We start from the raw sequence: 23,171 nt of genomic DNA, 5'->3' as shown, positions 1-23,171 counted from the left end.
AGCGTGTCCACGCATGTGAATAGCATCCACACATACAGCCGTTCGACGTTCGACGCCAGGAGGCCGACGATGCCCGCTCCCCGCACCGTTCTGCTCACCGGTGCCGCCGGCGGGCTCGGCACCCTGATGCGGGGCCTGCTGCCCGGGTACGGCTACGACCTGCGCCTGCTGGACCTGCGGCCGATCGAGGACGAGCCGGACGCCGTCACCGCCGACCTCTGCGACCCGGCGGCGCTGCGCGAGGCGGTCCGGGGCGTCGACGCGATCGTCCACCTCGCGGGCATCTCCCTGGAAGCCCCGTTCGAGAAGATCCTCAAGGCCAACATCGAGGGCACCTACCACCTGTACGAGGAGGCCCGCGCGGAGGGCGTCGGCCGGATCGTCTTCGCCTCCTCCAACCACGCCGTCGGCCGCACCCCCCGCCCGCGCGGCGCCGACCCGCTGATCCCCGTGGACACCCCGCGCCGCCCCGACACCTTCTACGGCCTGTCCAAGTCCTTCGGCGAGGATCTCGCCCAGCTCTACTGGGACCGGCACGGCCTGGAGACCGTCTCGGTGCGCATCGGCTCCTGCTTCCCGGAGCCGACGAGTGTGCGGATGCTGTCGCTGTGGCTGAGCCCCGCCGACGGCGCGCGTCTCTTCCACGCCGCGCTGACCGCCGAGCACGTCGGCCACACCGTGGTCTACGGCTCCTCCGCCAACACCCGCCTGTGGTGGGACCTGACCAGCGCGCGGGCGCTCGGCTACGAACCGCGGGACGACTCCGAGCCGTACGCCGCGAAGCTGATCGCCGAGCAGGGGGAGCCGGACCCGGACGACGAGGCGCAGGCGTACCTCGGCGGCCACTTCGTGACCGACCCGCCGATCTGGCCGTACTGACGACGGTCCGGCCGCGGTGACGGTCCGGCCGCGGTGACGGTCCGGGCGTACCGGGCCCGCGTCCCGCGTCCCGCGCGCGCCCGGTACGCCGTCAGCGCGCGCCCGTCACCCGTTCGGCAGGTAAGGGAACGGTAAAACGGACTCGTTCGTTACCCCCCACATGACAGCTATGACCCCCGGCTCGAACATCCCGCTCACCGCCACCCGAGTGGCGGTGGACGTCGCCGCCCCGGTGCGGCTGGACGTCTCGGGCCTGCTGCTCACCGCCGACGGCAAGGTGCGCTCCGACGACGACTTCATCTTCTACAACCAGCCCAGCGGACCGGGCGTGACCTACCGCTCGGGCGGCGGCGCCGCCCCCGACGCGATCAGCGTGGACACCGCCGCCGTGCCGCCGGGCATCGAGAAGATCGTGGTCACCGCGAGCCCCGACGCCGCCGGACAGACCTTCCAGGGCATCGAGCCCACCGCCACCCTGCGCGACGCGGACACCGGCGCCGCGCTGGCCACGTTCACACCCCCGCAGCTCGGCGCCGAGACGGCGCTGGTCGTCATGGAGATCTACCGGCGCGCCGGCCAGTGGAAGGCGCGCGCCGTGGGCCAGGGGTACGCCGACGGGCTCGCGGGCATCGCCACCGACTTCGGCGTCTCGGTGGAGGAACCGGCGCCCGCCCCGGCCGCCGCCCCGCACCCGGGCGTCCCGCCGCAGCCGGTGACTCCCCCGCCCGCGATGCAGCCCCAGGTCACCCCTCCCGCCCCCGCCGCTCCCCCGGCCCCGCCGGCCGCCGCGCCCGCGCCGGGCACGGGCAAGGTCAATCTGGACAAGGGCCGGGTCAGCCTGCAGAAGAACCAGACGGTGTCCCTGGTCAAGGGCGGCCGCCCGCTGCTGTCCCAGGTGAAGATGGGGCTCGGCTGGGAGCCGGCGTTCCGCGGCGCGGACATCGACCTGGACGCCTCCGTCATCGCCTACGGCCCGCAGCGCAACCACATCGACAGCTGCTACTTCGGCAAGCTCGCCATCCTGAACGGCGCGGTCAAGCACTCCGGCGACAACCTCACCGGCGAGGGCGCGGGCGACGACGAGGTGATCGTGGTCGACCTCGGCCGCATCCCCCAGGAGGTCACCGGTCTGGTCTTCACCGTGAACTCCTTCTCCGGCCAGAAGTTCACCGACGTCGCCAAGGCCTACTGCCGGCTGCTGGACGCCGCCACCGACGAGGAACTGGTCCGCTTCGACCTCACCTCCGCCGAGCCCCAGACCGGCGTCCTGATGGCCAAGCTCATCCGCCAGTACTCCGGCGAGTGGGAGATGACGGCCATGGGCGACTTCCTCAAGGCCCGCACCGTACGCAACATGGTCAAGCCGGCGGCGCAGGCGCTGTAGCGGACTACGGGGCGACGGGGTCCGCCCCCGCGGCGGGGCGGCCCCCGGTCGCGGGGGCGGACCCGGTCGCGGGGCGGACCGGATCGCGGCTGGGACCGGCGGAGCCGGGGCGGGGACCGGTCGACGTTCGGTGTCGGTCGGCCAGGACCAAGGCCGGTCGGGCCCGGGTCGGCCAGGGCTGAGACCGGCCGAGCTGAGACCGGTCGGGCTGGGGCCGGTCGGGCTGAGACCGGTCGGGCTGGGGCCGGTTTCGGCTGAGCCGGTCGGAACCGGCATCGGCCGGAGTCAGGACCGGCCGGAGGCCGGGGCCGGCCAGGAATGAGGCCAGTCGGCGCTGGGATCGGCTGCGGCTGAGCCGGTAGGGGCCGGGACCGGTCCGGGCTGAGCCGGTCGGGGCAGGAACCGGTGGGGGCCGGGACGGTCGAGGCGGAGCCGACCGGGTCGGGACCGGTCGACGTTCGGCGGCGTTCAGTGGCGTTCGGTGGTCGACGGTCGACCGGGACTGAGGCCGGTCGGGGGCGGCCAGGGCTGAGACCGGCCGGGGTCGCCAGGGCTGAGGCCGATCAGGGCTCGGGCCGCTTGCGGCTGAGCCTGTCCGGGCCGGGGCCGGTCGAGGCCGGGTGCCCGTTCGGGCCGGGACGGTCGAGGACCGAGTGCCCGTTCGGGCCGGGACGGTCGAGGACGAAGTGCCCATCGGGGCCGGGCCGGGGCCCGTTCGGGGGCGGTTACGCCCGTAGTCCCTCCATCAGCAGTGACAGGTACCGGCGGATGTGCCGGTCCTGGCCGTCCGCCAGTTCCGAGGCGGACACCACACCGTGCGCCAGCCGCAGCACGTCGACCGAGTCGATGTCGCCCCGCAGCGCGCCCGCACCCTGCGCGGCGGCCACCAGCCGGGCCGCGGCGCCCTTGATCGACGCGGCGCACACCGTGACCGCGGCCGAGTCGCCGTCCGTGACGGCCGAACCCAGCAGCGCCTTCAGCCCGCGCACTTGCACCGTCCCGACGGCCAGCTCGGTCAGCCACGCCACCAGCGCCTCGCCCGGCGCCAGCTCGGCCGCCAGTTCGTCGGCTCGCGCGGCCAGCGCCGCCATCCGGTCGGTGTACGCCGCCTCCAGCAGCGCCCGGCGGTTGGGGAAGTGCCGGTACAGCGTGCCGGAACCGACCCCCGCCCGCTTGGCGATGTCGTCCAGCGAGGCGTTCTCACCGTGCTCGGCGAAGGCCTCCGCCGCCACCTCCAGCAGCCGCTGGTAGTTGCGCCGGGCGTCCGCGCGCATGGGCCTGACCTGCGTCATCCAGATACTCCTTGCGAGCCGGAGACCATCTCCGTATGGTATCGGACACCGAAACGGAGACAGTCCCCGTTTCCTCCCGGAAGGAGTCCGGCCGTGACTCTTCCCCGCCCGGCCGACACCGGCCCGCGCGAGGTGCTGGCCCGCTACCGGCAGGCGATCCTCGACCGGTCCGCCGACGACCTCGCCGACCTCTACGCGGCCGACGCCGTGCACGAGTTCCCGTTCGCCTTCCCGGGCCTGCCCCGGCGCTACCACGGGCGCGAGGAGGTGCGCGCCGGGTACCGGGCGCTGTGGGGCGCGAGCCCGGCCCGGCCGGAGCGGATCGACGAGGTCGCCGTCCACGCCACCGCCGACCCCGAGGTGATCGTGGTGGAGCAGACGGTCGCCGGGACGCTCGTTCCCGCCGGGCGGCCCTTCGCGGTACCCGGCCTGCTGGTGCTGCGCGTCCGCGACGGCCTGCTCGTGCACGTGCGCGACTACATGGACGCGGCCGCGGCCGCTCCCCCGGCGGGCCGCGACCAGGACTGACGCGTCAGGTCCGGCCACCCCCGGGCCGCCGCACCAGGTGCGGCCCGCGCCCGCGCCGACCGGTCACGCCCCACCAACCGACACGCCCCACCAACCGGCCACGCCCCACCGACCGGCCACGCCCCACCGGCCGACACGCCCCACCAGCCGGTCACGTCCAGGCGGCACCCCCACCGTCCGGTCACACCCACCGACCGGCCACGCCCCACCGCGCCAGTCGGCATCAGCCGAGCCCACGGCCGGTGACCGCCGGCCGCGCCGAGGTGTCCGCCGGCCGAGCCGAGGTCGGCGGCGTCAGCCGAGTCATGGCCGATGACCGCCGACCGCACCACGGCCGGAGGCCATCAGCCCAGACAGACACAGCCGACAGCCGACAGCCGCCGGCCGCACCGCGTCCCGCGACCGTCATCCCAGCCACGGCCAGTCCGCGTCCCGCGCCGACTCCAGCAGGGAAACCATCCGGAAAGCCGAGTCCGAGAGCCCGCCGAAGGTGTGCCGGTTGCCCGTCCCCGACGGCCCGTGCCCGGCCCGGTAGCCCTCCAGGTTCCAGGTGTAGACCGGGACGCGGTCCGGGATCTGCGCGGTCGGGTCGCCGTGCTGGTGCGCGCTGTACTGCTCGTCGGTGACGATCAGCACCCGGTCGTGCCCGCGGTAGTGGCGGCGCACCGCCTCGGTGGTGTCGGTGCCGCCCAGGTCGCCGAAGCGCTCCAGGACCTTCAGCACCGACTCCCCCCGGCGGAACTCCACCGCGGCACTGGTCGAGCCGAACTGCACGAGGTCGGCGTCGGCGGCCCGCAGCGCGAGCGCGGCACCGAAGACGGCCGCCGCGTCGGCCCGGGTGAGCTGCGAGCGCTCCGACACCCGCGACCAGAACATCGAGCCCGAGCGGTCCACGAGCACCAGGGTCCGGCCCGGCAGCGCGGGCACGTTGGCCAGCGAGTGGCCGAGCGCCTGCTCCAGCGGGTAGGCCCAGCGCAGCGAGGGTGCGTGCTGGTACGCGGCCAGGTACCGGAACGGGAACTGGCGCGAGCGCGCGACCTCCGCCGGGTCGCTGATCTTCGCCGCGACCCGAGCGGCGACCTCGTCCGAGACCCCGGCCTCGTCGAAGTTGCGCAGGTTCCGCACGAGCGCCATCGACCCCATGGACGGGATCACCGCCTCCCAGGCCGCCTTGTCCATCGGCCCCTGCAGCCAGCCCGCCAGCGCCTCCCAGGTCATGCCCGCCGCCGCCAGCCGCTCGGCGCCGCCGGGCCCGGTGACGACGGCCCGGCGCCGCTCGACGGGCAGCGCCATCAGCTCGCGGTGCGCGGTGAGCAGCGGGAGCGCGGCGGGCGGTACGGCGGTGTCCGGGTGGTGCCGCCGGTCGAGGGCGTACCGGAACAGCTCGCCCTGCCAGGGCTTGGCCGGGTCGGGCGAGGCGTGCACCAGGTTGAGGATGTCGCCGAAGCGGTATCCCTTGGACGCGGTGTCGTACTTCAGCAGCGACTTCGGGTGGTACAGCCGCCGTACGGCGTCGGCGACGCCGCGCTTGACCGGCTTGGGCACGTTGCGCCCGTACGCCGCCGTCCAGTACGCCAGCAGCTCGCCGGGCTCGTCCGGGCGCTGGAGCACGGAGGCCACGAGCTGCCGGCCGGTGGGCCCGTCGGTCGCGCCGGCCGTCAGCCGGGCCCGTACGTACTCGGCGGCGCCGACGAGGGACGCCGTGCGCATGTTCCCCTCGCCGCGCAGCCAGCCGAGCAGGCCGGCCGTCCAGGACGGGTCGGCGACGGCCAGCTCGCGCACCAGCCGGGCGAACCGGTCGTCACGGTCGCCGGCGGACTCGTAGAAGGTCTGCTGCGAGACCATGTTCGAGACCGCGAGCAGGAAGAGTTCGGAGCGCGCGTCGCGCTCGTGACCCCGGCCGCCCTCGTACGTGCGCAGCGCGCGTCCGGTGGTCACCACCGGCGAGGCGGACCGCGGCCGGGCGGTCTTGGTGTTGAAACGGGCCATGCTGAAATCCCCCTTTTCGCATACGACTTGGCAGTCGCGTTCCGCGGGGAGGCACGGCGGATGGAAGGCGCCCGAGATCGGGAGTCGGCGACGGACCTTTTTCCAGATGCTCTGCCGATTGAGCTACACCGGCCGTACGCCGGTGACGGGACTCGAACCCGCAACCGTCCGACCCTGAAGTAACCGTCGCCCGCGCACCGGGCGCCCACCATGAGCCGCGCCTCCCGAGATCAGGTTCGGCGGCGGCACGGTTCGATCACGACGAAGTAGCCGCTGCCTGCGCACCGGGAGGTGCGTGAAGTCTTCGGTGTCCAGAGATCGAGGGCGGCGGAACCGACGGTTGGTGCTCTGCCACTGAGCTACACCGGCGCGTGGTGCCGATGGCGGGAGTCGAACCCGCGGCCTCCCCATAAGAGTGGAAGTAGGTCCTGCCTGTCGCACCTGGACGTGGATCACTCTAGGGGGAGGCCGCGGGCGGGGCGAGCGAATTAATTCCCGTGCTCGGGACGGGTGTTCGACCGCTCGTGAGGGGCGTTCGACTGCACGTGAGGGGTGTTCGACTGCACGTGAGGGGTGTTCGACGCCGCCGCACCCACCCGGGCGGACACCGCTCCCCGGTGCGGCCCCCGCTGCGGCGCGACCGTAGCGGGGGCCGGAGGCCGCCCTACTCCCCCCGGGCGCTGCGCGCCTTGAACGCCGCCTTGCGGGCCTCCTTGGCGATGCGCTTGTCGGGGTGGAGGCGGCCCATCGCCTCCAGGACGTCCGCCGTCTGCGGGTGGTCCACCCGCCAGGCCGCCGCGAAGAACCCGCCGTGCTGCTCCGCGAGGCCCTGGACGAGGGCGTGCAGTTCGGCGGAGTCGCCCTCGGCGGCCAGTTGCGCGGCCACCGTGTCGATGGTGAGCCAGAAGATCATGTCCTCGGACGGCGGCGGCACGTCGGCCAGGCCCCGTTCGGTCAGCCAGACCCGGGCCAGGCCGCCCAGCTCGCGGTCGTCGAGGACCTCCCGCAGCGCGGGTTCGGCGGCGGGGCCCACCAGGGACAGCGCCTGCTGGCAGCGCAGCCGCCGCAGCGGGGCGCCGCCGTCCGTGCCGCGCGCGGCGGCGAGCAGTTCCGCGGCCGCCGCCAGCGGCTCGCGGCGGGCCAGCCACTGCTCGGTCTCGGCGTGCGCGGCCGCGGGCGGGAAGGCGGCGGTGCCGTCGAGCAGCGCGTCCGCGCCCTTGTCCGCGAGGTCGCCCACCGCGGGGGCGTCGTGTCCGGCGTCGAGCAGCCGGGCGCGTACGCCGTACAGCCCGAGCGGGGTGAGCCGCACCATGCCGTAGCGGCTGACGTCCACCTCGTCCACCGGCGCCGACGGGTCACCGCCGGCCTCCCCGGCCGCGCCGCCGGCCCCGGCGGCCGCTCCCCCGGCCCCGCTTCCGTCCTCGTCCTCGTCGTCGTCCTCGCCGAGCAGCGCCTCGTCCACCGGCCGGTACTCGACCAGCCCCACCGGCTCCAGCAGCCGGAACTGGTCGTCCAGCCGCATCATCGCGTCGGAGACCTGCTGGAGCATGTCGTTGGTGGGCTCGCCCATGTCGCCGGGGACGATCACGGAGGCGGCGAGCGCGGGCAGCGGCACCGGTCCGCCGGGGCCGTCCTCGCCCACGGTGAGCAGATAGAGGTTGGTGAGCACCCCGTCGAGGAAGTCCGCCTCGGCCTGCGGGTCCCACGGGAGCGAGTCGAAGTCGACCGTGCCGCCCTCGTCCATCGCGTCGAGCAGGCCGTCCAGGTCGGGCACGCTGGCGTCCGCGAGCACCGCGTCCAGCGCGCTCAGCCAGACGGTGAGCACGTCGTGCGGCGAGCCGCCGGTGAGCAGGCGCAGCTCCGGGCCGGCGGCGACCGCGCCGGTGTCCTCGTCGGTGATCTCGACCAGCCCGGTGTCCACGGCGGTGCGCCAGGCCTCGCTCGCCTCGGCCGCCGCGTCGTCGCCGCTCAGGCCCAGCACCTCGGCCGCCGCGGGCAGTTGCTCCTCCACCAGCGCGCCGCCGGCGTCGATCCGCGTCGCGGGCCCGGCCCAGCGGGCGAGCCGGGCGGCGCGCGCGAGCAGCGGGGTGGCGAGGGCGTCCCGGGCCAGCTCCGGTTCGGAAGCGAGCCGCACCGGCGGGAGCGGGGACCTGTCTGACATCGGCTGGTTTCTCCTAGCGGACCTGGGGGCCTCGCGGGCATGGACGCCGGCGGGCCCGGAAAGCCTGACGACTCAACCGCTCAGCCTAGACGGATTTCCACCCATGCCGCCCGGTTCATCTCCCCGTCGGGTTCCGTACATGGCCGAAACCTTGACAACTGCACTGGCCACGCAGGAGATTGACGCGCGTAGAAGTCGGGTGACGGCTGTGCACCGCACCCCTCTTCTACGCGCGTCACCACAGCGCCACACCTGTTCCACTCCCGTACCACCTCAGTTCCACCACTGTTCCACCCTCGTCCCGGCGCTTGTCATGTCCCCGGAGGGATTTCCTTGCCGAGCAAGTCTTCCGCGCGTCTCGCCGCGCTGACCGTCGCCGCCGCCTGTTCCGCGGCGTCCACGATCCTGTTCACCGCGCCCGCGCACGCGGAGTCCGTGCGCATCCACGACATCCAGGGCACGACCCGCACGTCCCCGTACGCCGGCCAGAAGGTCACGGACGTGGCCGGAATCGTCACCGGCGTGCGCGGCTACGGCTCGTCCAAGGGCTTCTGGCTGCAGGACCCGACCCCGGACGCCGATCCGGCCACCAGCGAAGGCGTCTTCGTCTTCACCAGCTCCGCCCCGAAGGTCGCCGTGGGCGACTCGGTGACGGTGACCGGCACGGTCTCGGAGTACGTGCCCGGCGGCGTCTCCTCCGGCAACCAGTCCGTCACGGAGATCACCAAGCCCGTCGTCACCGTGGTCTCCAGCGGCAACGCGGTGCCCGCCCCGGTCGTGATCAGCGCCCGGTCGGTCCCGGCCGCCTACACCCCGGCGGGCGACCCGGCCGCGAACGGCTCCATCGGCGGCCTGACGCTGCGGCCCGCGAAGTACGCCCTCGACTACTACGAGTCGCTGGAGGGCATGAACGTCAAGGTCGCCGACGCCCGCGTGGTCACCGGCACCGACCCGTACACCGAGCTGTGGGTCACGGTGAAGCCAAACGAGCACAAGAGCCGCCGCGGCGGCACGGTGTACGGCTCCTACGACTCCCAGAACACCGGCCGGCTCCAGATCCAGTCGCTCGGCTCGACCGCCGACTTCCCCGTCGCGAACGTCGGCGACACGCTCGCCGGGTCCACCGTCGGCCCGCTCGACTACAACCAGTTCGGCGGCTACACGCTGGTCGCCGCGCAGCTCGGCACCCTCAGGAGCGGGGGCCTCGAGCGCGAGACGACGGCCAAGCAGTCGCGCGGCGAGCTGGCGGTCGCCACGTACAACGTCGAGAACCTCGACCCGTCGGACAGCACCTTCGACGCCCACGCCTCGGCGATCGTGCACAACCTCAACTCGCCCGACATCGTGTCCCTGGAGGAGATCCAGGACGACAACGGCGCCACCGACGACGGCACGGTCGGCGCGAGCAAGACCGTGACCAAGCTGATCGACGCGATCGTCGCGGCCGGCGGCCCCCGCTACGAGTGGCGCTCCATCGACCCGGTCAACGACCAGGACGGCGGCGAGCCCGGCGGCAACATCCGCCAGGTCTTCCTGTTCAACCCCGCGCGGGTCTCCTTCACCGACCGCCCGGGCGGCGACTCCACCACCGCCGTCGGCGTGACCAAGGTGCACGGCAAGGCCGCCCTGACCGCCTCCCCGGGCCGCATAGATCCGGCGAGCGACGCCTGGAAGTCCAGCCGCAAGCCGCTGGCCGGCGAGTTCGTCTTCCGCGGCCGTACGGTCTTCGTGATCGCCAACCACTTCGCCTCCAAGGGCGGCGACCAGGGGCTGACCGCGCAGTACCAGCCGCCGGCGCGCAGCTCCGAGACGCAGCGCCACCTCCAGGCGACCGAGGTGAACGCCTTCGTCAAGGACATCCTGAAGGTCCAGAAGAACGCGGACGTCATCGCGCTCGGCGACATGAACGACTTCGAGTTCTCCGACACCGCGAAGATCCTGGAGGGCCGCGGCGAACTCTGGTCGGCGATCAAGTCGCTCCCGAAGAACGAGCGGTACACCTACGACTACCAGGGCAACGAGCAGGTCCTGGACCAGATCCTGGTCAGCCCGTCGATCCGGCGCGGCGACTTCGCGTACGACAGCGTGCACATCAACTCGGAGTTCCACGACCAGATCAGCGACCACGACCCGCAGGTGCTGAGGTTCCGCCCGTAACCGGGCGGCGGCACAGCGGGAGGCCGCCTCCACCCGTCCTGGGTGGAGGCGGCCTCCCGCTTCTTTCCCTGCGCCTTCCGCTCTCCTACGAGGGGCGCTCGCCCATCCGCCCCGCGGGGGCGGCGGACACGTACGCGCTGCCGCCCGGCGTCAGCGGCGACGCGTCACGTCAGTGGCACCCGCTGCCGCGGCGGCGGGCCAGCAGCCCGGCCACCAGCGCGGCGGCGCCGACGGCGCCCACGATCATCAACTGGCGCGGGTGACGCCGGCAGACCTCGACCGCGCCCGACACCGGCCGCCGGACCGAGTCCCCGGTCGTGTGCCCGGCCCGCTGCGCCGTCAGCTGCGCCCGGTGCCCCGCCTCGGCGGTCTTCTCCTGGACCCTGTGGCCCGCTTCGGCCGTCTTCTCCTGGACCCGGTGCCCGGCCAGCGCGGTCTTCTCCTGGACCCGGTGGCCGGCCTGCGCCGCGGTGCTGCGCAGCTGGACCGTCAGCGCGCCGGCCTTGTCCTTCAGGTCGGCCGCGCGGGCTTTGGCCCGGCCCTTCACATCGGCCTTGGCGGCCAGTTCCTCGACGGTGTCGCCGAGTTGGCTCCTGGTCCGCTCGATCTGCTGCCGCAGCTCGTCGGGGCCCTTCGCGCCGACGGCTCCCGTCGATCCGCCGCCCGCCCCCTGCGTCCTGTCCGTCATCGGTGGTGCGCCCTTTCCTTGATCTCCTCGACATCCGCCTTGACGCTGCCGATCGTCTGCTGCGGCGTGGGCGGTCCGGCGCGATGCAGCTGGGCCCGGCCGGTCAGCGCCAGCAGGCCCGCGATCGCGAACAGCACGCCCGTCACGATGAGCGCCGCGGCCCACACGGGCAGCACCAGCGAGAGCGCGGCGACGCCCGTACCGGCGAGCGCGAACAGCCCGACGTAGGCGACGGCTCCCGCGGCGCCGAGCAGCCCTCCGCCCCGGCCCATGCTGCGGCCCTTGGCGGTCAGCTCCTCCTTGGCGAGGGCCGCTTCCTGCCGGATCAGCAGGGAGATCTGTTCGGTCGCCTGGTGGACGAGTTCGCCCACCGAGTGCTCGCCCGCCGGGCGGTCGCCCACCAAGGGGCGCTCTTCGCGTACCGGCCTGGCAGGCCTGGCGTCGATGGTCCCGGTCACGGTGTCCCGCCTCCTCTCGGTTCGGAACACCCGGGTACCCCGCGTGGCCGGGGCTACTACCCTCGGCGTCGCACGCGGGGCGCGCGCTGCGGAGGCCGCCGGATGGGGACGGGGCCGTACCCACCCCTCTCTTGCCCCCTCCCGCCCTGCCCCTGTCCCTCAGTCCCCTCAGTCCCGGTCCGCCGTGCCGCCGGTGCCGTGCTCGCCGAGGCGGGCCAGCTGGCTCTGGAACCAGTCGAGCCGTGCCTGCAACAGGGCGGCCTCGGCGACGAGTTCGGGCACGCCGAGCCCGTCGGGCAGGGCGGCCGCACCGACCGTGCGCGAGGCGGAGGCAGGAGCGGCGGCAGTGGCGGGGGCGACGGCGGGAGCGGCCACGACCCGCAGCCCCTCCCCGGCCAGCCGGGCGAAGGCGGCGAGCGTGACGGACGTACGACCGCGGACGCAGCCCGCGCAGGCGGCGGCCAGGGCGAGGCGGCCGGGCCGGCCCCAGCCCGCGTCGGCCAGCGCGACGGCGGGCGCGCCGCAGCCGCACGGCCCGACCGTCGCCGTACGCACCCGCTGCCGGGCGTAGCGGAAACCGTGCTCGAAGCGGATGTAGGCGCCGAGGACGGTGATCTCCAGGAGCACGGCGCCCCGGTGCTCGGCCGTGCACAGCAGGGCCTCGGCGGCCGCCCGGTCGTGCACGCAGTGGAAGCCGCAGTCGCACAGGCGGGCGGGCGGCCGGTGCCGGCGGCCGTAGAGACAGGACGCGTCGGCGACGACGCCGTACGGCAGCGCGCCGCCGAGCGACACCCCGGTGAAACCGGCCCGGACGCCGTCCTGGGACAGCACGGGGTGGGCGATCTTGTAGCCGGTCGGCGGCTCCGCCGGGTGCTCGGTCGGCAGCCGCAGCCTCATCGGGCGGCCGGCACCTCTTCGGGCGCGGCGGTCCGCGGCTGCTGCTCCTGCTGGATCTCCACGGGACGTCCGGGGCTCTCCTCCTCGCCCCGCGGCTGCTGCCGCTCCTGCGCTACTCCGGTGGCCAGTGCCTTGCCGAGCTTCATGACGCCTCCCATGAGCTGCCCGTCGGTGGGCCTCGATGGACCTCATGCCCATGGTGACCCAGACCGGCCCTTTTGGACACAGCGCACGGAGGCGAATCCAGCACTGCTACGCAATACCCCGTAGAAGATTTAAGTGGAGCTTCACCTTCTGCTCCCCGAGACTACCGTCCATGAAGACACCCACGACACCACGCACCCCTCCCGCCCCCGCTCCCTTCGGCCGCGCCCTGTGCGCGATGATCACGCCGTTCACGGCGGGGGGCGAGGCTCTCGACCTGGCCGGAGCCCAGCGGCTGGCCGCGCGTCTGGTGGCGGAGGGATGCGACGGCCTGGTGCTGAACGGCACGACGGGCGAGTCGCCGACCACCACGGACGCGGAGAAGTCGGAGCTGATCCGGGCGGTACGGGAGGCGGTGGGCGACGGCGCCCCGATCGTGTCCGGCGTGGGCACGGCCGACACCCGGCACACGGTGGAACTGACCCACGCGGCGCAGAAGGCGGGCGCGGACGCGGTGTTGGTCGTGCCGCCGTACTACAGCAGGCCGCCGCAGGAGGCGATCGAGGAACACTTCCGCACGGTGGCGGACGCCTCCGGAGTCCCGGTGATGCTGTACGACATCCCCGCGCGCACCGGCGTCCGCATCGAACCGGACACGCTGCTGAGACTGGCCGAGCACCCGTCGATCGTGGCGGTCAAGGACTGCTCCAACGACTTCCTCGCCGCCCAGAAGCTGCTGTCCCGCACGGAGTTGGCGTACTACGCGGGCTGCGACGAACGCAACCTCGCCCTCTACGCGGTCGGCGCCACGGGCTACGTAAGCACGGTGGCAAACGTAATCCCGGCCCAACTCCGCTCCGTCCTGGACGAATTCGACAAGGGCGACACAAAGCGGGCCGCCCGCCTCCAACACCAGGCCACGCCCCTCATCGAATCGATCATGCACACCCCCCTCCCCGGCACAGTAACCACGAAGACCCTCCTCACCACCCTGAACCACCCCGCAGGCCCACCCCGCCCCCCACTACGCCCCGCCGACCCGGAGACGACAGCGTCCCTCCTGGCAACGTACGAACGCGTTACGACCTGCTGACCTATCCAGCCTCGCCCCCTCCGCAGCCGACGCGACGGTACGCGAGCCAGTAAGACATCGGTCTTTCGACGCGGAGGCAACCGGCCGCCTGGTCGTCATCTACACGAATCCTGGGCAGGTCATGGCGTAGGACGACGGCGAGGCCCGTCACGCCCGGAGCATCGACGGCCGACCGCGGACGAGCAGCGAGAACACGGAGGGAAGTCGCTGGACAAGCAGAACACCCACCCGCCGATGCACATGCGGGCCGAGCACGGATTGGCCGGGCGGACGGAGGCCTACATCGGCTGAACGGCCAGGCGGTCGAGGGCCCGCTCCACGGCGGCGTGGAGGTACATACATCCCTTGCTGATCGCGGTGTGCACTTCGCTGCCCGGCTCATAGCGGACGAGAATCTCGTCAATCCGGGTGTCGAAGTCGAAAGACTCCCCGGCAGGACCGGTCGTCATGTCGGCGAAGATCAGCGCATCGAGGACCGGGGAGTCCTCCCGCTCGTAGAGACGACCAGCTCTGCGGACAGCCCGCGCTGCTCTGCCTCGTACACGGCCCCGGAGTGATGGGCAACCAGACGCGCCGGCGCACCAAGCGCCTCCAGGTGACGGGCGCCGTCGAGGGGATGGACCCGGTATCCCGCAGTTCGGGTGCATACCCGATGTCGTGCAGCCACGCAGCGGCGACGAGAAGACCCCGATCAGCCTCGGGCACAGCCGCGGCAGCCTCTTGAGCACGGGCGGCCACTGCCTGAGTATGCAGCCAGCGGTTCCCGAGCTGAGGAAGCAGGGACTCGGCGAGTGCAGACGTTCCCTGGGGCGTGTCCAGTGCAGAAGGCATACCGGATCGGTATCCAAGAGGCGCGGTGAGCCGACAGGGCGATGACCGAGCGATGCCGATCATGGGCGCGGTACAACTTTCCGCACTTCATCAAGGCCCGCGCACGGAGCGGGCGCGCGCCGCCTCTACGGCGCGGCCCGGCGGCTGCGGGCATGGCGTGGATAGAAACCCTCTGTGGCTAGGGCGGTCGGCTCCACGGCTCTAGGCAGCCACTTTGGGGCGAGCCTCTAAGATCATGGCCCCAACGTCGTGCTTTAACGGGCAGGTCCACAGACTGCCCGACGCGCCGCAAGCTTACGGGGCCATGATCACTCGCCCCAAAGCAGCTCCAGGCCAAAGCCGCTACGCCGACCTGGGTCACGTAAGTACCACAAACCGCGTGAATGCGCCCGGAAGATCCTATATGCTTCTCTCCTTGCTCGCGTACTTGGGGGTCGAACATGGAGCAGGAAGACGTTTTACCAGCAGGGGATCTCAGAGACTGGTTTCCGGGGCACTATAGCCCTACCGCGACAGAATTAGAAGAAGCCCTCAAAGAGGCCACTGTCGTACTCGACGCAAATGTCCTACTCGACTTCTATCGCGTAATTCCGGATGTGCGAGCTGAGCAGATTAATGCGTTCAGGGCGGTGGGGGAAAGACTCTGGGTCCCCAATCGTGTGGGTCAGGAGTTTCACGAGCGTCGATTCAACGCAATTCGCGACCAGGCCGCATTGTTTAAGAATTGCCTTGAAGAATTCGAAGGCGTAAAGAAGCAGGCTTTCGCATCGATTGAGCGCCTCAGGGAGGCGTGCGGCGCACCGCAGGACAGCTTTTCCGGGGCAGCGCGCGCACTTTCTAAGTCCATCTCCCGCATTATCGACGAAGTCAGCGCGATGCGAGATTCGTCTGACATTAGTATCGAGAGTGCGTTGCGCGACGACCACATCTTGCGTGCTGTGGATGAAATACTCAAAGGCAAGGTCGGACCACCTCTATCTACCGAAGAGCTTGATCGCGTCTCCAAGCAGGCAGAGGTTAGGTTTGAGAAGAAGATCCCGCCCGGCTACTGCGATGCACATAAGGACAAGGCCAGAGCTGTGGGTGATTTGGTTCTCTGGGAGCAGATACTGAAGGAGGCTGGAAGCGGCTCAAGATCGGTACTTTTCGTCACCCGTGACAACAAGGAGGACTGGGTGAGGAGAGATAGGGAGTACCGTTTGGGGCCTCGGCCAGAGTTGGTGGCAGAAATGAAAAAGAGGGCGGGGGTGCGATTCTATCTAGTGCGCCCCAGCGAATTTCTTGCGCTGGCTCAGGAGCATCTTGGTACCAAGGTTAGTAAAGAAACCTTGAAAGCGGTAGCCCTCAACATTCCTGACAATCCTGTGCCAGCGGCCAGAACTCAAGGGATGCGTGTTTCAATGGCCCGAGCCAAGACCTTGGACGAGCTGCTGATCAGGATGCAAGAGGACGATGCAGCCCCTTCTGAGGCTTACGAAAGAGCAAAAGAACTAATCGTTAGACGCGAGCAGGCGAGACAGCTTGTAGCGGATGCTGGTCATCAGATCAGGCTATTCAAGGCAAAGCAGAAGAATGTGCGGGATTATCTATCCACCAACCCTCCCCAGGCCAATCAGATGAAAGTGGAACTCGCTCAGCTGACGGATAAACTCGAAGAAGCCCGTCTCCGAGCGAGAGGCGTTCACGAGCAGCTACAGCAAGTCGATTCTGAGATCGATCGGTTCCGCAGGGACCTAGAGGAGAACATTCGGCCAACAGTTGGCGGAAATTGGGCTCCTGAAGATACAGAGGACTCCCGCTGACGCGAGCGTCGCCGAGCCACCCTACGCCCCGGCTTATCCTGAGTGCAGCCAGTCCATGAAGTCTGGCGGCTTCGTCCTTTCCAAGCGGAAGGGCGACGGCTGGCGGGCCTACCGGAGGCCTGCCCGATCCTGGGCTGTTCTGACGTCCATCACTGACATCAACGAGCTCGGACGGCGGCGACACCCAGCATCCACGTCTGGCACCGGTACACGGGGCAAGCCCCATTCAGGACAGGGGTAGATCGAACTCCTAAAGCGGTGCTCACGCACGAGCGCCCTCCCGCGCCACCCTCGGGCCGTAGAAGGGCGCTCAACGATGACCAACGTCGACAGCTACCGACAGCTCAGCAGCAGGTCAGGACGTTGATCGACTCGGCGGCCGCAGGTCACGGCCGCCCGTGGTCAGTTGTGGCTGTGCAGGATCTCGTTCAGGCCGCCCCAGACCGCGTTGTTCGGGCGGGCTTCCACCGCGCCGGTGACCGAGTTGCGGCGGAAGAGGATGTTGGAGGCGCCGGAGAGTTCGCGGGCCTTGACGATCTCTCCGTCCGGCATGGTCACGCGGGTGCCCGCGGTGACGTAGAGGCCGGCCTCCACCACGCACTCGTCGCCGAGCGCGATGCCCACGCCCGCCTCCGCGCCGACCAGGCAGCGCTCGCCGATGGAGATGATCACGTTGCCGCCGCCGGAGAGCGTGCCCATCGTGGAGGCGCCGCCGCCGATGTCCGAGCCGTCGCCGACCACGACGCCCGCGGAGATGCGGCCCTCGACCATGGAGGTGCCGAGGGTGCCCGCGTTGAAGTTGACGAAGCCCTCGTGCATCACGGTGGTGCCCTCGGCGAGGTGCGCGCCGAGGCGGACGCGGTCGGCGTCGGCGATGCGGACGCCCTTGGGGGCGACGTAGTCCGTCATGCGCGGGAACTTGTCGATCGAGGTGACCTGGAGGTGCAGGCCCTCGGCGCGCGCGTTGAGGCGGACCTTCTCGATGTCGTCCACGGCGACCGGGCCGAGGGAGGTCCAGGCGACGTTGGCGAGGTGGCCGAAGATGCCCTCCAGGTTCTGGCCGTGCGGCTTGACCAGCCGGTGGGAGAGCAGGTGCAGACGCAGGTACACGTCGTGCGCGTCGATGGGCTTCTCGTCCAGCGAGGCGATGACCGTGCGGACCGCGACCACTTCGACGCCCCGGCGGTTGTCCGGGCCGGTCGCCGCGGTCGCGCCGCCGCCGAGGAGTTCGGCGGCCCGCTCGGCGGAGAGTCGCTCGGTGCCGGCCGGGCCGGGCTCGTCCGTCAGTTCGGGAGCCGGGAACCAGGTGTCGAGAACGGTGCCGTCGGCGGCGATCGTGGCGAGGCCGGCGGCCACGGCGCCGGTGGTACGGGAAGCAGTGTCGGTCATGGGGAAAACCTAACGTGGGGCGGGGCGCGGGAGCGAACCGTGTCTCATGTGCCGGGCGCCGGTTCAGGGGATCATCCGGGCCAGCGCCTCCCGCGCGTACTCCTCGTCGTACGAACCGCCCGTCAGCAGCACGTGCAGGCAGATGCCGTCCATCAGCGCGACCAGGGCGCGGGCGGTGAGCGGATCGGTGCGCGGGGCCAGCAGTGCGGCGAGGTCGTCCGCCCATCCGGCGGCCACCGGGCGCAGGGCGGGCCGGCGCAGGGCGGCGAGGTACAGCTCGTACTCCAGCTCCGCTCCGGCGCGGCCGGCGGCCAGCCACTCCCCCAGGGCGGCGGCGAGTTCGCCGGCCAGGTCGCCGCCGGGGTCGGTCAGTCCCTCGCGCGCGGCGACCACCCGGCAGAAGCCCTCGCCCGACTGGCGCAGCGCCGCGACCATCAGCTCGTCCAGGGTGGCGAAGTGGTACGTCGTGGAGCCGAGCGGCACGTCCGCCTCCGCCGCCACCGTGCGATGGCTGAGTCCCGCGATGCCGGCGCGCCGGACCACGCGGATCGCCGCGTCGATGATGCGCCGGCGCCGGTCGGGGTCGTGGCGCCGGGGCATCAGTGACTCGCCCCGCCGAGGTTGAGCACCACCACTCCCCCGACGATCAGCAGGATGCCGCCCACCTTGGCCGCGGTCAGCTCCTCCCCGAACAGCAGCAGCCCGAGCACGGCGATGGCCGCGGTGCCCACTCCCGACCAGATCGCGTACGCGGTGCCGATCTGCACCGACTTCAGCGCCTGGGCGAGCAGCACGAAGGAGATCACGTACCCGAGCGCCGTCAGCAGCGAGGGCCACAGCCTGCTGAACCCCTCGCTGTACTTCAGCGCCGTGGTGGCGACGACCTCGGCGGCTATGGCCCCGGCCAGCATCAGGTAACCCATGCGGGGAAGCGTAGTGAGCCATGTGTACGCGCGTACACATCGCCTCTGGCCGAGCCCCCGTGCCCCGGGGAGACGGAGAACGGCGAGGTCCTGGTGGACCTCGCCGTTCCCTTTGCTTCTGCGGGCTGTTCCCGCTGGTGGTCGCTCCCGCGGGCTGTTCCCGCCGGTGGTCTCAGACGTTGAACCCGAGCGCCCGCAGCTGCTCGCGGCCGTCGTCCGTGATCTTGTCGGGGCCCCACGGGGGCATCCAGACCCAGTTGATGCGCAGTTCGTTGACGAGGCCGTCCGTGGCGGACTTGGCCTGGTCCTCGATGACGTCGGTGAGCGGGCAGGCCGCCGACGTCAGGGTCATGTCGACGGTCGCGATGTTCGCGTCGTCGACGTGGATGCCGTAGATCAGGCCCAGGTTGACGACATCGATGCCCAGCTCGGGGTCGACGACGTCCATCAGGGCCTCGCGGAGTTCCTCCTCCGAGGCCGGCTTCATCTCCACGGTCTCGCTCATGCGGTCTTCCTTTCGGCTTCGGCGCCGTCCAGCGCCTGGGCCGTCGCGTCCTTCCAGGCCATCCAGCTCAGCAGGGCGCACTTGACCCGGGCCGGATACTTGGACACCCCGGCGAACGCCACCGCGTCCTCCAGGACCTCCTCCATCGCGTCGTCGGGCTCGATCTTCCCCTTGGACTGCATCAGCTCCAGGAAGGTCTCCTGGATCTTCTGCGCGTCGGCGAGTTCCTTGCCGACCAGGAGGTCGTTGAGCACGGACGCCGAGGCCTGGCTGATGGAGCAGCCCTGGCCCTCGTACGAGACGTCCTCGATCTTCGTGCCGTCGTACTTCACGCGCAGGGTGATCTCGTCGCCGCACGTCGGGTTGACGTGGTGCACCTCGGCGTCGCCATCCCGAAGACCACGCCCGTGCGGGTGCTTGTAGTGGTCCAGGATGACTTCCTGGTACATGGAGTCCAGCTTCATGCGATCGCTCGTCCCGTCCCGTCAGCCGAAGAAGTTCCGTACGTGCTCCAGGCCGTCGACCAGGGCGTCGATCTCGGCCGGCGTGGAGTACAGATAGAACGACGCTCGCGTGGTCGCAGGAATTCCGTAGCGCAGGCAGACCGGCCGCGCGCAGTGGTGGCCCACGCGCACCGCGATGCCCTGCTCGTCGAGGACCTGGCCCACGTCGTGCGGGTGGATGTCGCCCAGCGTGAAGGAGATCGCCGCACCGCGGTCCTCGGCCGTCGTCGGGCCGATGATCCTGAGGTCCGGGACCTGCGCCAGCCGCTTGACCGCGTACTCGGTCAGCGCGTGCTCGTGGGCGAGGATCTTGTCCATGCCGATCGAGTTCAGGTAGTCGATCGCCGCGCCGAGGCCGACCGCCTGCGCGATCGGGGGGGTGCCCGCCTCGAACTTGTGCGGGGCGGGCGCGTACGTCGAGGAGTGCATCGAGACGGTCTCGATCATCTCGCCGCCGCCGAGGAACGGAGGCAGGTCCTCCAGCAGCTCCTGGCGGCCCCAGAGCACGCCGATGCCGGTCGGGCCGCACATCTTGTGGCCGGTGAAGGCCACGAAGTCGGCCTGCAGGGCCTGGACGTCCAGCGGCATGTGCGGGGCGGCCTGCGAGGCGTCGACGCATACCAGGGCGCCGACCTCCTGGGCGCGGCGGACTATCGCCTCGACCGGGTTGAGGGTGCCGAGGATGTTGGAGACCAGCACGAAGGAGACGATCTTCGTCTTCTCGGTGATGACCTCGTCCAGGTTCGACAGGTCGAGCCGGCCGTCGTCGGTGAGGCCGAACCACTTCAGCTTCGCGCCCGTGCGCTGCGCGAGCAGCTGCCAGGGAACGATGTTGGAGTGGTGCTCCATCTCCGTGATGACGATCTCGGTGTCGTGGTCCACCCGGTAGGGCTCGTCGGCCCAGCCGAGCATGTTCGCCACGAGGTTGAGCGACTCGGAGGCGTTCTTGGTGAAGATCACCTCGTCGCGGCTCGGCGCGTTGATGAACGCGGCGACCTTGTCGCGCGCGCCCTCGTACAGCGCCGTGGCCTCCTCGGCGAGCACGTGCACGCCCCGGTGCACGTTGGCGTTGTGCTGCTCGTAGTACTCGTCCAGGACGTCGATGACCTGGCGCGGAGTCTGCGAGGTCGCCGCGTTGTCGAGGTAGACGAGCTTCCTGCCGTCGTGGACCGTGCGGTCCAGGATCGGGAAGTCCTTGCGGAGCGCCTCGGTGTCGAGGAGGCCCGGCAGCTGTGTCACGCGGATGCGCCACCCTTCACGTATGCCTCGTAGCCCTCGTTCTCCAGCTTGTCCGCGAGCTCCGGGCCGCCGGACTCGACGATGCGGCCGCCGGCGAACACGTGGACGTGGTCGGGCTTGATGTAGCGCAGGATGCGCGTGTAGTGCGTGATCAGCAGGGTGCCGACCTCGCCGGTCTCGCGGACGCGGTTGACGCCCTCGGAGACGATCCGCAGCGCGTCGACGTCCAGGCCGGAGTCCGTCTCGTCGAGGATCGCGATCTTCGGCTTGAGCAGTTCGAGCTGGAGGATCTCGTGGCGCTTCTTCTCACCGCCGGAGAAGCCCTCGTTGACGTTGCGCTCGGCGAAGGAGGGGTCCATGTGGAGCCGCTCCATGGTCTCCTTGACCTCCTTCACCCAGGTGCGCAGCTTGGGGGCCTCGCCGCGGATGGCGGTGGCGGAGGTGCGCAGGAAGTTGGAGACCGAGACGCCGGGGACCTCGACCGGGTACTGCATGGCGAGGAACAGGCCGGCGCGGGCGCGCTCGTCGACGGACATCTCCAGGACGTCCTCACCGTCGAGGGTGACGGTGCCGCCGGTGATCGTGTACTTGGGGTGACCCGCGAGCGAGTAGGCGAGGGTGGACTTGCCCGAGCCGTTGGGGCCCATGATGGCGTGCGTCTCGCCCTGCTTCACGGTCAGGTCGACGCCCTTGAGGATCTCCTTCGTGGCGTTGTCGGCCTCGACGGTGACGTGCAGGTCTCGGATTTCAAGCGTTGCCATGGGTGCCTCAGGACTCCTGGGAGAGGGAGACGAGCACGTCGTCCCCTTCGATCTTTACGGGGTATACGGGGACGGGACGCGTCGCCGGAAGACTGTCGGGCTTGCCGGAGCGCAGGTCGAAGCGCGAGCCGTGCAGCCAGCACTCGATGTGGCAGTCGTCGACCTCGCCCTCGGCCAGCGAGACGTTCGCGTGCGAGCAGATGTCGTGGATCGCGAACACCTCGCCCTCGGTGTGCACCACGGAGATGGGCGTGCCGTCGAGTTCCACCCGCTTGGGGGTGTCCTCCTCCAGCTCGCTCAGCCCGCAGACGCGGACAAAGGCACCGCTCATGCGACGGACGCCTCCAGCTCCTCCTCGATCCGGGCGAGCAGGCGCTCCTCGATGTCGGAGACACCGATCTGCTGGACCAGCTCGGCGAAGAAGCCGCGGACCACGAGGCGGCGGGCCTCGTACTCCGGGATGCCGCGGGCCATCAGGTAGAAGAGCTGCTCGTCGTCGAAGCGGCCGGTGGCGGAGGCGTGGCCGGCGCCGACGATCTCGCCGGTCTCGATCTCAAGGTTCGGCACGGAGTCGACCCGGGAGCCGTCGGTCAGCACCAGGTTGCGGTTCATCTCGTAGGTGTCGGTGCCCTCGGCCTTGGCCTCGATGAGGACGTCGCCGATCCACACGGCGTGCGCGTCGTCGCCCTGGAGGGCGCCCTTGTAGACCACGTTCGACTTGCAGTGCGGCGTGTTGTGGTCGACGAAGAGGCGGTGCTCCTGGTGCTGGCCGGCGTCGGTGAAGTACAGGCCGAACATCTCGGCCTCGCCGCCGGTGCCCGCGTACGTCACCCGGGGGTGCAGCCGGACCAGGTCGCCGCCGAAGGTGACGACGACGGACTTCAGGGCGGCGTCACGGCCGATCAGGGCGTTGTGCTGGCCCACGTGGACGGCCCTGTCGTCCCAGTCCTGGACGGAGACGACGGTCAGCTTGGCGCCGTCGCCGATCAGGTAGTCGACGTTGGCGGCGAGGACCGCGTCACCGGTGTGGTCGATGACGACGACGGCCTCGGCGAAGGCCTCCAGCTCGATGACCTGGTGGCCGTAGGCGGTGCCGCCCTCGCCGTGCACGGCGATGCGGATCGGCTCGGTGAGGACGGTCTCCTTGGGGACGGTCACGACCGAGGCGTGCTCGAAGGCGGAGTAGGCCTGGGCGGCGACGCGGTCCACCGGGGCGCCGGCCCGGCCGAGCCGGGCGTCGTCGCGGCCGACGGTCTCCACGCGCACGCCCTCGGGGGCCTGGACGTCGACCTTCACGCCGCCGGTGGCGCTCGCGGTGCCGTCGTGCAGACCGCGCAGCCGGTCCAGCGGGGTGAAGCGCCACTCCTCCTCACGGCCGTACGGGACCGGGAAGTCCGCCACGTCGAACGAGGGCGGCGCGCTCATGCGCGTGGCGACGGTCGACTCGGCGGCCACCGCGATCTGTCCGGCGGTGGTGGAGCCCACCGGTGGGGGCGCCCCCTGTCCGAGCGAAGTCGAGGACTTGGGGGAGTTCTGAGCCTCAGCCAT

Annotated in this window: 24 protein-coding genes; 6 read left to right on the top strand and 18 right to left on the bottom strand. The window is 71.0% G+C overall.

The window, feature by feature from the left end:
- Nucleotides 1-69: 69 nt before the first annotated feature.
- Nucleotides 70-879 (top strand): NAD-dependent epimerase/dehydratase family protein, encoded by an 810-nt coding sequence (locus K7787_RS09855; RefSeq protein WP_223001146.1) that lies wholly within the window; start codon nt 70-72, stop codon nt 877-879.
- Nucleotides 880-1,048: 169 nt separating this feature from the next.
- Nucleotides 1,049-2,263, top strand: coding sequence for a TerD family protein (locus tag K7787_RS09850; RefSeq protein ID WP_199293369.1), 1,215 nt, complete (start codon nt 1,049-1,051; stop codon nt 2,261-2,263).
- Nucleotides 2,264-2,988: 725 nt separating this feature from the next.
- Here the strand turns inward: K7787_RS09850 and K7787_RS09845 are convergent.
- A complete protein-coding gene (locus K7787_RS09845; protein WP_043260656.1) occupies nt 2,989-3,555 on the bottom strand; it encodes a TetR/AcrR family transcriptional regulator in 567 nt (188 codons plus the stop codon).
- Nucleotides 3,556-3,648: 93 nt separating this feature from the next.
- Here K7787_RS09845 and K7787_RS09840 point away from each other — a divergent pair, with 93 nt between their 5' ends.
- Entirely contained in the window at nt 3,649-4,083 is a 435-nt protein-coding gene (locus K7787_RS09840) for a nuclear transport factor 2 family protein (protein ID WP_223001145.1), read from the top strand.
- Nucleotides 4,084-4,488: 405 nt separating this feature from the next.
- Here the strand turns inward: K7787_RS09840 and K7787_RS09835 are convergent, their stop codons facing one another.
- Nucleotides 4,489-6,072: a TROVE domain-containing protein gene (locus tag K7787_RS09835; protein ID WP_223001144.1), complete on the bottom strand. Its 1,584-nt coding sequence runs from the start codon at nt 6,070-6,072 to the stop codon at nt 4,489-4,491.
- Nucleotides 6,073-6,736: 664 nt separating this feature from the next.
- Nucleotides 6,737-8,233, bottom strand: a complete 1,497-nt coding sequence (locus K7787_RS09830) for a hypothetical protein (protein WP_223001143.1) — start codon at nt 8,231-8,233, stop codon at nt 6,737-6,739.
- Nucleotides 8,234-8,566: 333 nt separating this feature from the next.
- Between K7787_RS09830 and K7787_RS09825 the strand changes: the two genes are divergently transcribed.
- Nucleotides 8,567-10,390: a DUF8508 domain-containing protein gene (locus K7787_RS09825; protein WP_223001142.1), complete on the top strand. Its 1,824-nt coding sequence runs from the start codon at nt 8,567-8,569 to the stop codon at nt 10,388-10,390.
- A gap of 169 nt (nt 10,391-10,559) precedes the next feature.
- Here the strand turns inward: K7787_RS09825 and K7787_RS09820 are convergent, their stop codons facing one another.
- From K7787_RS09820 to K7787_RS09805, 4 genes are all read right to left on the bottom strand, one after another.
- Nucleotides 10,560-11,078 (bottom strand): DUF3618 domain-containing protein, encoded by a 519-nt coding sequence (locus K7787_RS09820; protein ID WP_019982865.1) that lies wholly within the window; start codon nt 11,076-11,078, stop codon nt 10,560-10,562.
- Entirely contained in the window at nt 11,075-11,536 is a 462-nt protein-coding gene (locus tag K7787_RS09815; protein WP_009187960.1) for a phage holin family protein, read from the bottom strand. The genes K7787_RS09820 and K7787_RS09815 overlap by 4 nt, the downstream gene beginning before the upstream one ends.
- A 168-nt stretch (nt 11,537-11,704) precedes the next feature.
- Nucleotides 11,705-12,433 carry a hypothetical protein gene (locus tag K7787_RS09810; RefSeq protein ID WP_223001141.1) on the bottom strand — a complete coding sequence of 243 codons (729 nt, stop codon included), beginning with the start codon at nt 12,431-12,433 and terminating at the stop codon, nt 11,705-11,707.
- On the bottom strand, nt 12,430-12,579 hold the full coding sequence (locus K7787_RS09805; protein WP_203620404.1) for a hypothetical protein: 150 nt from the start codon (nt 12,577-12,579) through the stop codon (nt 12,430-12,432). The genes K7787_RS09810 and K7787_RS09805 overlap by 4 nt, the downstream gene beginning before the upstream one ends.
- A gap of 170 nt (nt 12,580-12,749) precedes the next feature.
- On the opposite strand from K7787_RS09805, the gene dapA reads away from it, so the two are divergent.
- Complete coding sequence (gene dapA, locus K7787_RS09800; protein ID WP_223001140.1) at nt 12,750-13,670, top strand: 4-hydroxy-tetrahydrodipicolinate synthase; 921 nt, start codon at nt 12,750-12,752, stop codon at nt 13,668-13,670.
- Nucleotides 13,671-13,948: 278 nt separating this feature from the next.
- On the opposite strand, the gene K7787_RS31675 is transcribed toward dapA, so the two are convergent.
- Both K7787_RS31675 and K7787_RS32400 read right to left on the bottom strand, forming a co-directional pair.
- Complete coding sequence (locus K7787_RS31675; protein WP_247720725.1) at nt 13,949-14,119, bottom strand: metal-dependent phosphohydrolase; 171 nt, start codon at nt 14,117-14,119, stop codon at nt 13,949-13,951.
- Nucleotides 14,070-14,501, bottom strand: a complete 432-nt coding sequence (locus K7787_RS32400) for an HD domain-containing protein (RefSeq protein WP_247720724.1) — start codon at nt 14,499-14,501, stop codon at nt 14,070-14,072. The genes K7787_RS31675 and K7787_RS32400 overlap by 50 nt, the downstream gene beginning before the upstream one ends.
- Nucleotides 14,502-14,941: 440 nt before the next feature.
- Here K7787_RS32400 and K7787_RS09790 point away from each other — a divergent pair, with 440 nt between their 5' ends.
- Nucleotides 14,942-16,303 carry a PIN-like domain-containing protein gene (locus K7787_RS09790; protein ID WP_223001139.1) on the top strand — a complete coding sequence of 454 codons (1,362 nt, stop codon included), beginning with the start codon at nt 14,942-14,944 and terminating at the stop codon, nt 16,301-16,303.
- A 402-nt stretch (nt 16,304-16,705) separates the two neighbouring features.
- Here the strand turns inward: K7787_RS09790 and dapD are convergent, their stop codons facing one another.
- From dapD to sufD, 9 genes are all read right to left on the bottom strand, one after another.
- Nucleotides 16,706-17,692 (bottom strand): 2,3,4,5-tetrahydropyridine-2,6-dicarboxylate N-succinyltransferase, encoded by a 987-nt coding sequence (gene dapD, locus K7787_RS09785; protein WP_009187966.1) that lies wholly within the window; start codon nt 17,690-17,692, stop codon nt 16,706-16,708.
- Between the two features lie 63 nt (nt 17,693-17,755).
- On the bottom strand, nt 17,756-18,292 hold the full coding sequence (locus K7787_RS09780; RefSeq protein ID WP_223001138.1) for a TetR/AcrR family transcriptional regulator: 537 nt from the start codon (nt 18,290-18,292) through the stop codon (nt 17,756-17,758).
- Nucleotides 18,292-18,615 (bottom strand): DMT family transporter, encoded by a 324-nt coding sequence (locus K7787_RS09775; RefSeq protein WP_009187968.1) that lies wholly within the window; start codon nt 18,613-18,615, stop codon nt 18,292-18,294. Before K7787_RS09775 ends, K7787_RS09780 begins: the two co-directional genes overlap by 1 nt.
- 172 nt (nt 18,616-18,787) lie before the next feature.
- Nucleotides 18,788-19,120 (bottom strand): metal-sulfur cluster assembly factor, encoded by a 333-nt coding sequence (locus tag K7787_RS09770; protein ID WP_009187969.1) that lies wholly within the window; start codon nt 19,118-19,120, stop codon nt 18,788-18,790.
- On the bottom strand, nt 19,117-19,584 hold the full coding sequence (gene sufU / locus K7787_RS09765) for a Fe-S cluster assembly sulfur transfer protein SufU (protein ID WP_009187970.1): 468 nt from the start codon (nt 19,582-19,584) through the stop codon (nt 19,117-19,119). Before sufU ends, K7787_RS09770 begins: the two co-directional genes overlap by 4 nt.
- Nucleotides 19,585-19,605: 21 nt before the next feature.
- On the bottom strand, nt 19,606-20,862 hold the full coding sequence (locus K7787_RS09760; RefSeq protein WP_009187971.1) for a cysteine desulfurase: 1,257 nt from the start codon (nt 20,860-20,862) through the stop codon (nt 19,606-19,608).
- Nucleotides 20,859-21,623, bottom strand: a complete 765-nt coding sequence (sufC, locus tag K7787_RS09755) for a Fe-S cluster assembly ATPase SufC (protein WP_009187972.1) — start codon at nt 21,621-21,623, stop codon at nt 20,859-20,861. The genes K7787_RS09760 and sufC overlap by 4 nt, the downstream gene beginning before the upstream one ends.
- Before the next feature lie 7 nt (nt 21,624-21,630).
- On the bottom strand, nt 21,631-21,954 hold the full coding sequence (locus tag K7787_RS09750; RefSeq protein ID WP_009187973.1) for a non-heme iron oxygenase ferredoxin subunit: 324 nt from the start codon (nt 21,952-21,954) through the stop codon (nt 21,631-21,633).
- The gene (sufD, locus tag K7787_RS09745; protein ID WP_223001137.1) at nt 21,951-23,171 is read right to left on the bottom strand and encodes a Fe-S cluster assembly protein SufD; all 1,221 of its coding nucleotides are present in this window, start codon (nt 23,169-23,171) and stop codon (nt 21,951-21,953) included. Before sufD ends, K7787_RS09750 begins: the two co-directional genes overlap by 4 nt.

The sequence above is a fragment of the Streptomyces sennicomposti genome (assembly GCF_019890635.1).
GTDB classification, from domain to species: Bacteria; Actinomycetota; Actinomycetes; order Streptomycetales; family Streptomycetaceae; genus Streptomyces; species Streptomyces sennicomposti.
Note: the sequence above shows the minus strand (reverse complement) of the source record. Positions and strands in the feature narration are given on the sequence as shown.

Coding starts and splice junctions, on each gene's coding strand:
- K7787_RS09855 (WP_223001146.1), top strand. CDS start 70: ATGCCCGCTCCCCGCACCGTTCTGCTCACCGGTGCCGCCGGCGGGCTC.
- K7787_RS09850 (WP_199293369.1), top strand. CDS start 1,049: ATGACCCCCGGCTCGAACATCCCGCTCACCGCCACCCGAGTGGCGGTG.
- K7787_RS09845 (WP_043260656.1), bottom strand. CDS start 3,555: ATGACGCAGGTCAGGCCCATGCGCGCGGACGCCCGGCGCAACTACCAG.
- K7787_RS09835 (WP_223001144.1), bottom strand. CDS start 6,072: ATGGCCCGTTTCAACACCAAGACCGCCCGGCCGCGGTCCGCCTCGCCG.
- K7787_RS09830 (WP_223001143.1), bottom strand. CDS start 8,233: ATGTCAGACAGGTCCCCGCTCCCGCCGGTGCGGCTCGCTTCCGAACCG.
- K7787_RS09820 (WP_019982865.1), bottom strand. CDS start 11,078: ATGACGGACAGGACGCAGGGGGCGGGCGGCGGATCGACGGGAGCCGTC.
- K7787_RS09810 (WP_223001141.1), bottom strand. CDS start 12,433: ATGAGGCTGCGGCTGCCGACCGAGCACCCGGCGGAGCCGCCGACCGGC.
- K7787_RS09805 (WP_203620404.1), bottom strand. CDS start 12,579: ATGAAGCTCGGCAAGGCACTGGCCACCGGAGTAGCGCAGGAGCGGCAG.
- dapA (WP_223001140.1), top strand. CDS start 12,750: ATGAAGACACCCACGACACCACGCACCCCTCCCGCCCCCGCTCCCTTC.
- K7787_RS31675 (WP_247720725.1), bottom strand. CDS start 14,119: ATGACGACCGGTCCTGCCGGGGAGTCTTTCGACTTCGACACCCGGATT.
- K7787_RS32400 (WP_247720724.1), bottom strand. CDS start 14,501: ATGCCTTCTGCACTGGACACGCCCCAGGGAACGTCTGCACTCGCCGAG.
- K7787_RS09790 (WP_223001139.1), top strand. CDS start 14,942: ATGGAGCAGGAAGACGTTTTACCAGCAGGGGATCTCAGAGACTGGTTT.
- dapD (WP_009187966.1), bottom strand. CDS start 17,692: ATGACCGACACTGCTTCCCGTACCACCGGCGCCGTGGCCGCCGGCCTC.
- K7787_RS09780 (WP_223001138.1), bottom strand. CDS start 18,292: ATGCCCCGGCGCCACGACCCCGACCGGCGCCGGCGCATCATCGACGCG.
- K7787_RS09775 (WP_009187968.1), bottom strand. CDS start 18,615: ATGGGTTACCTGATGCTGGCCGGGGCCATAGCCGCCGAGGTCGTCGCC.
- K7787_RS09770 (WP_009187969.1), bottom strand. CDS start 19,120: ATGAGCGAGACCGTGGAGATGAAGCCGGCCTCGGAGGAGGAACTCCGC.
- sufU (WP_009187970.1), bottom strand. CDS start 19,584: ATGAAGCTGGACTCCATGTACCAGGAAGTCATCCTGGACCACTACAAG.
- sufC (WP_009187972.1), bottom strand. CDS start 21,623: ATGGCAACGCTTGAAATCCGAGACCTGCACGTCACCGTCGAGGCCGAC.
- K7787_RS09750 (WP_009187973.1), bottom strand. CDS start 21,954: ATGAGCGGTGCCTTTGTCCGCGTCTGCGGGCTGAGCGAGCTGGAGGAG.
- sufD (WP_223001137.1), bottom strand. CDS start 23,171: ATGGCTGAGGCTCAGAACTCCCCCAAGTCCTCGACTTCGCTCGGACAG.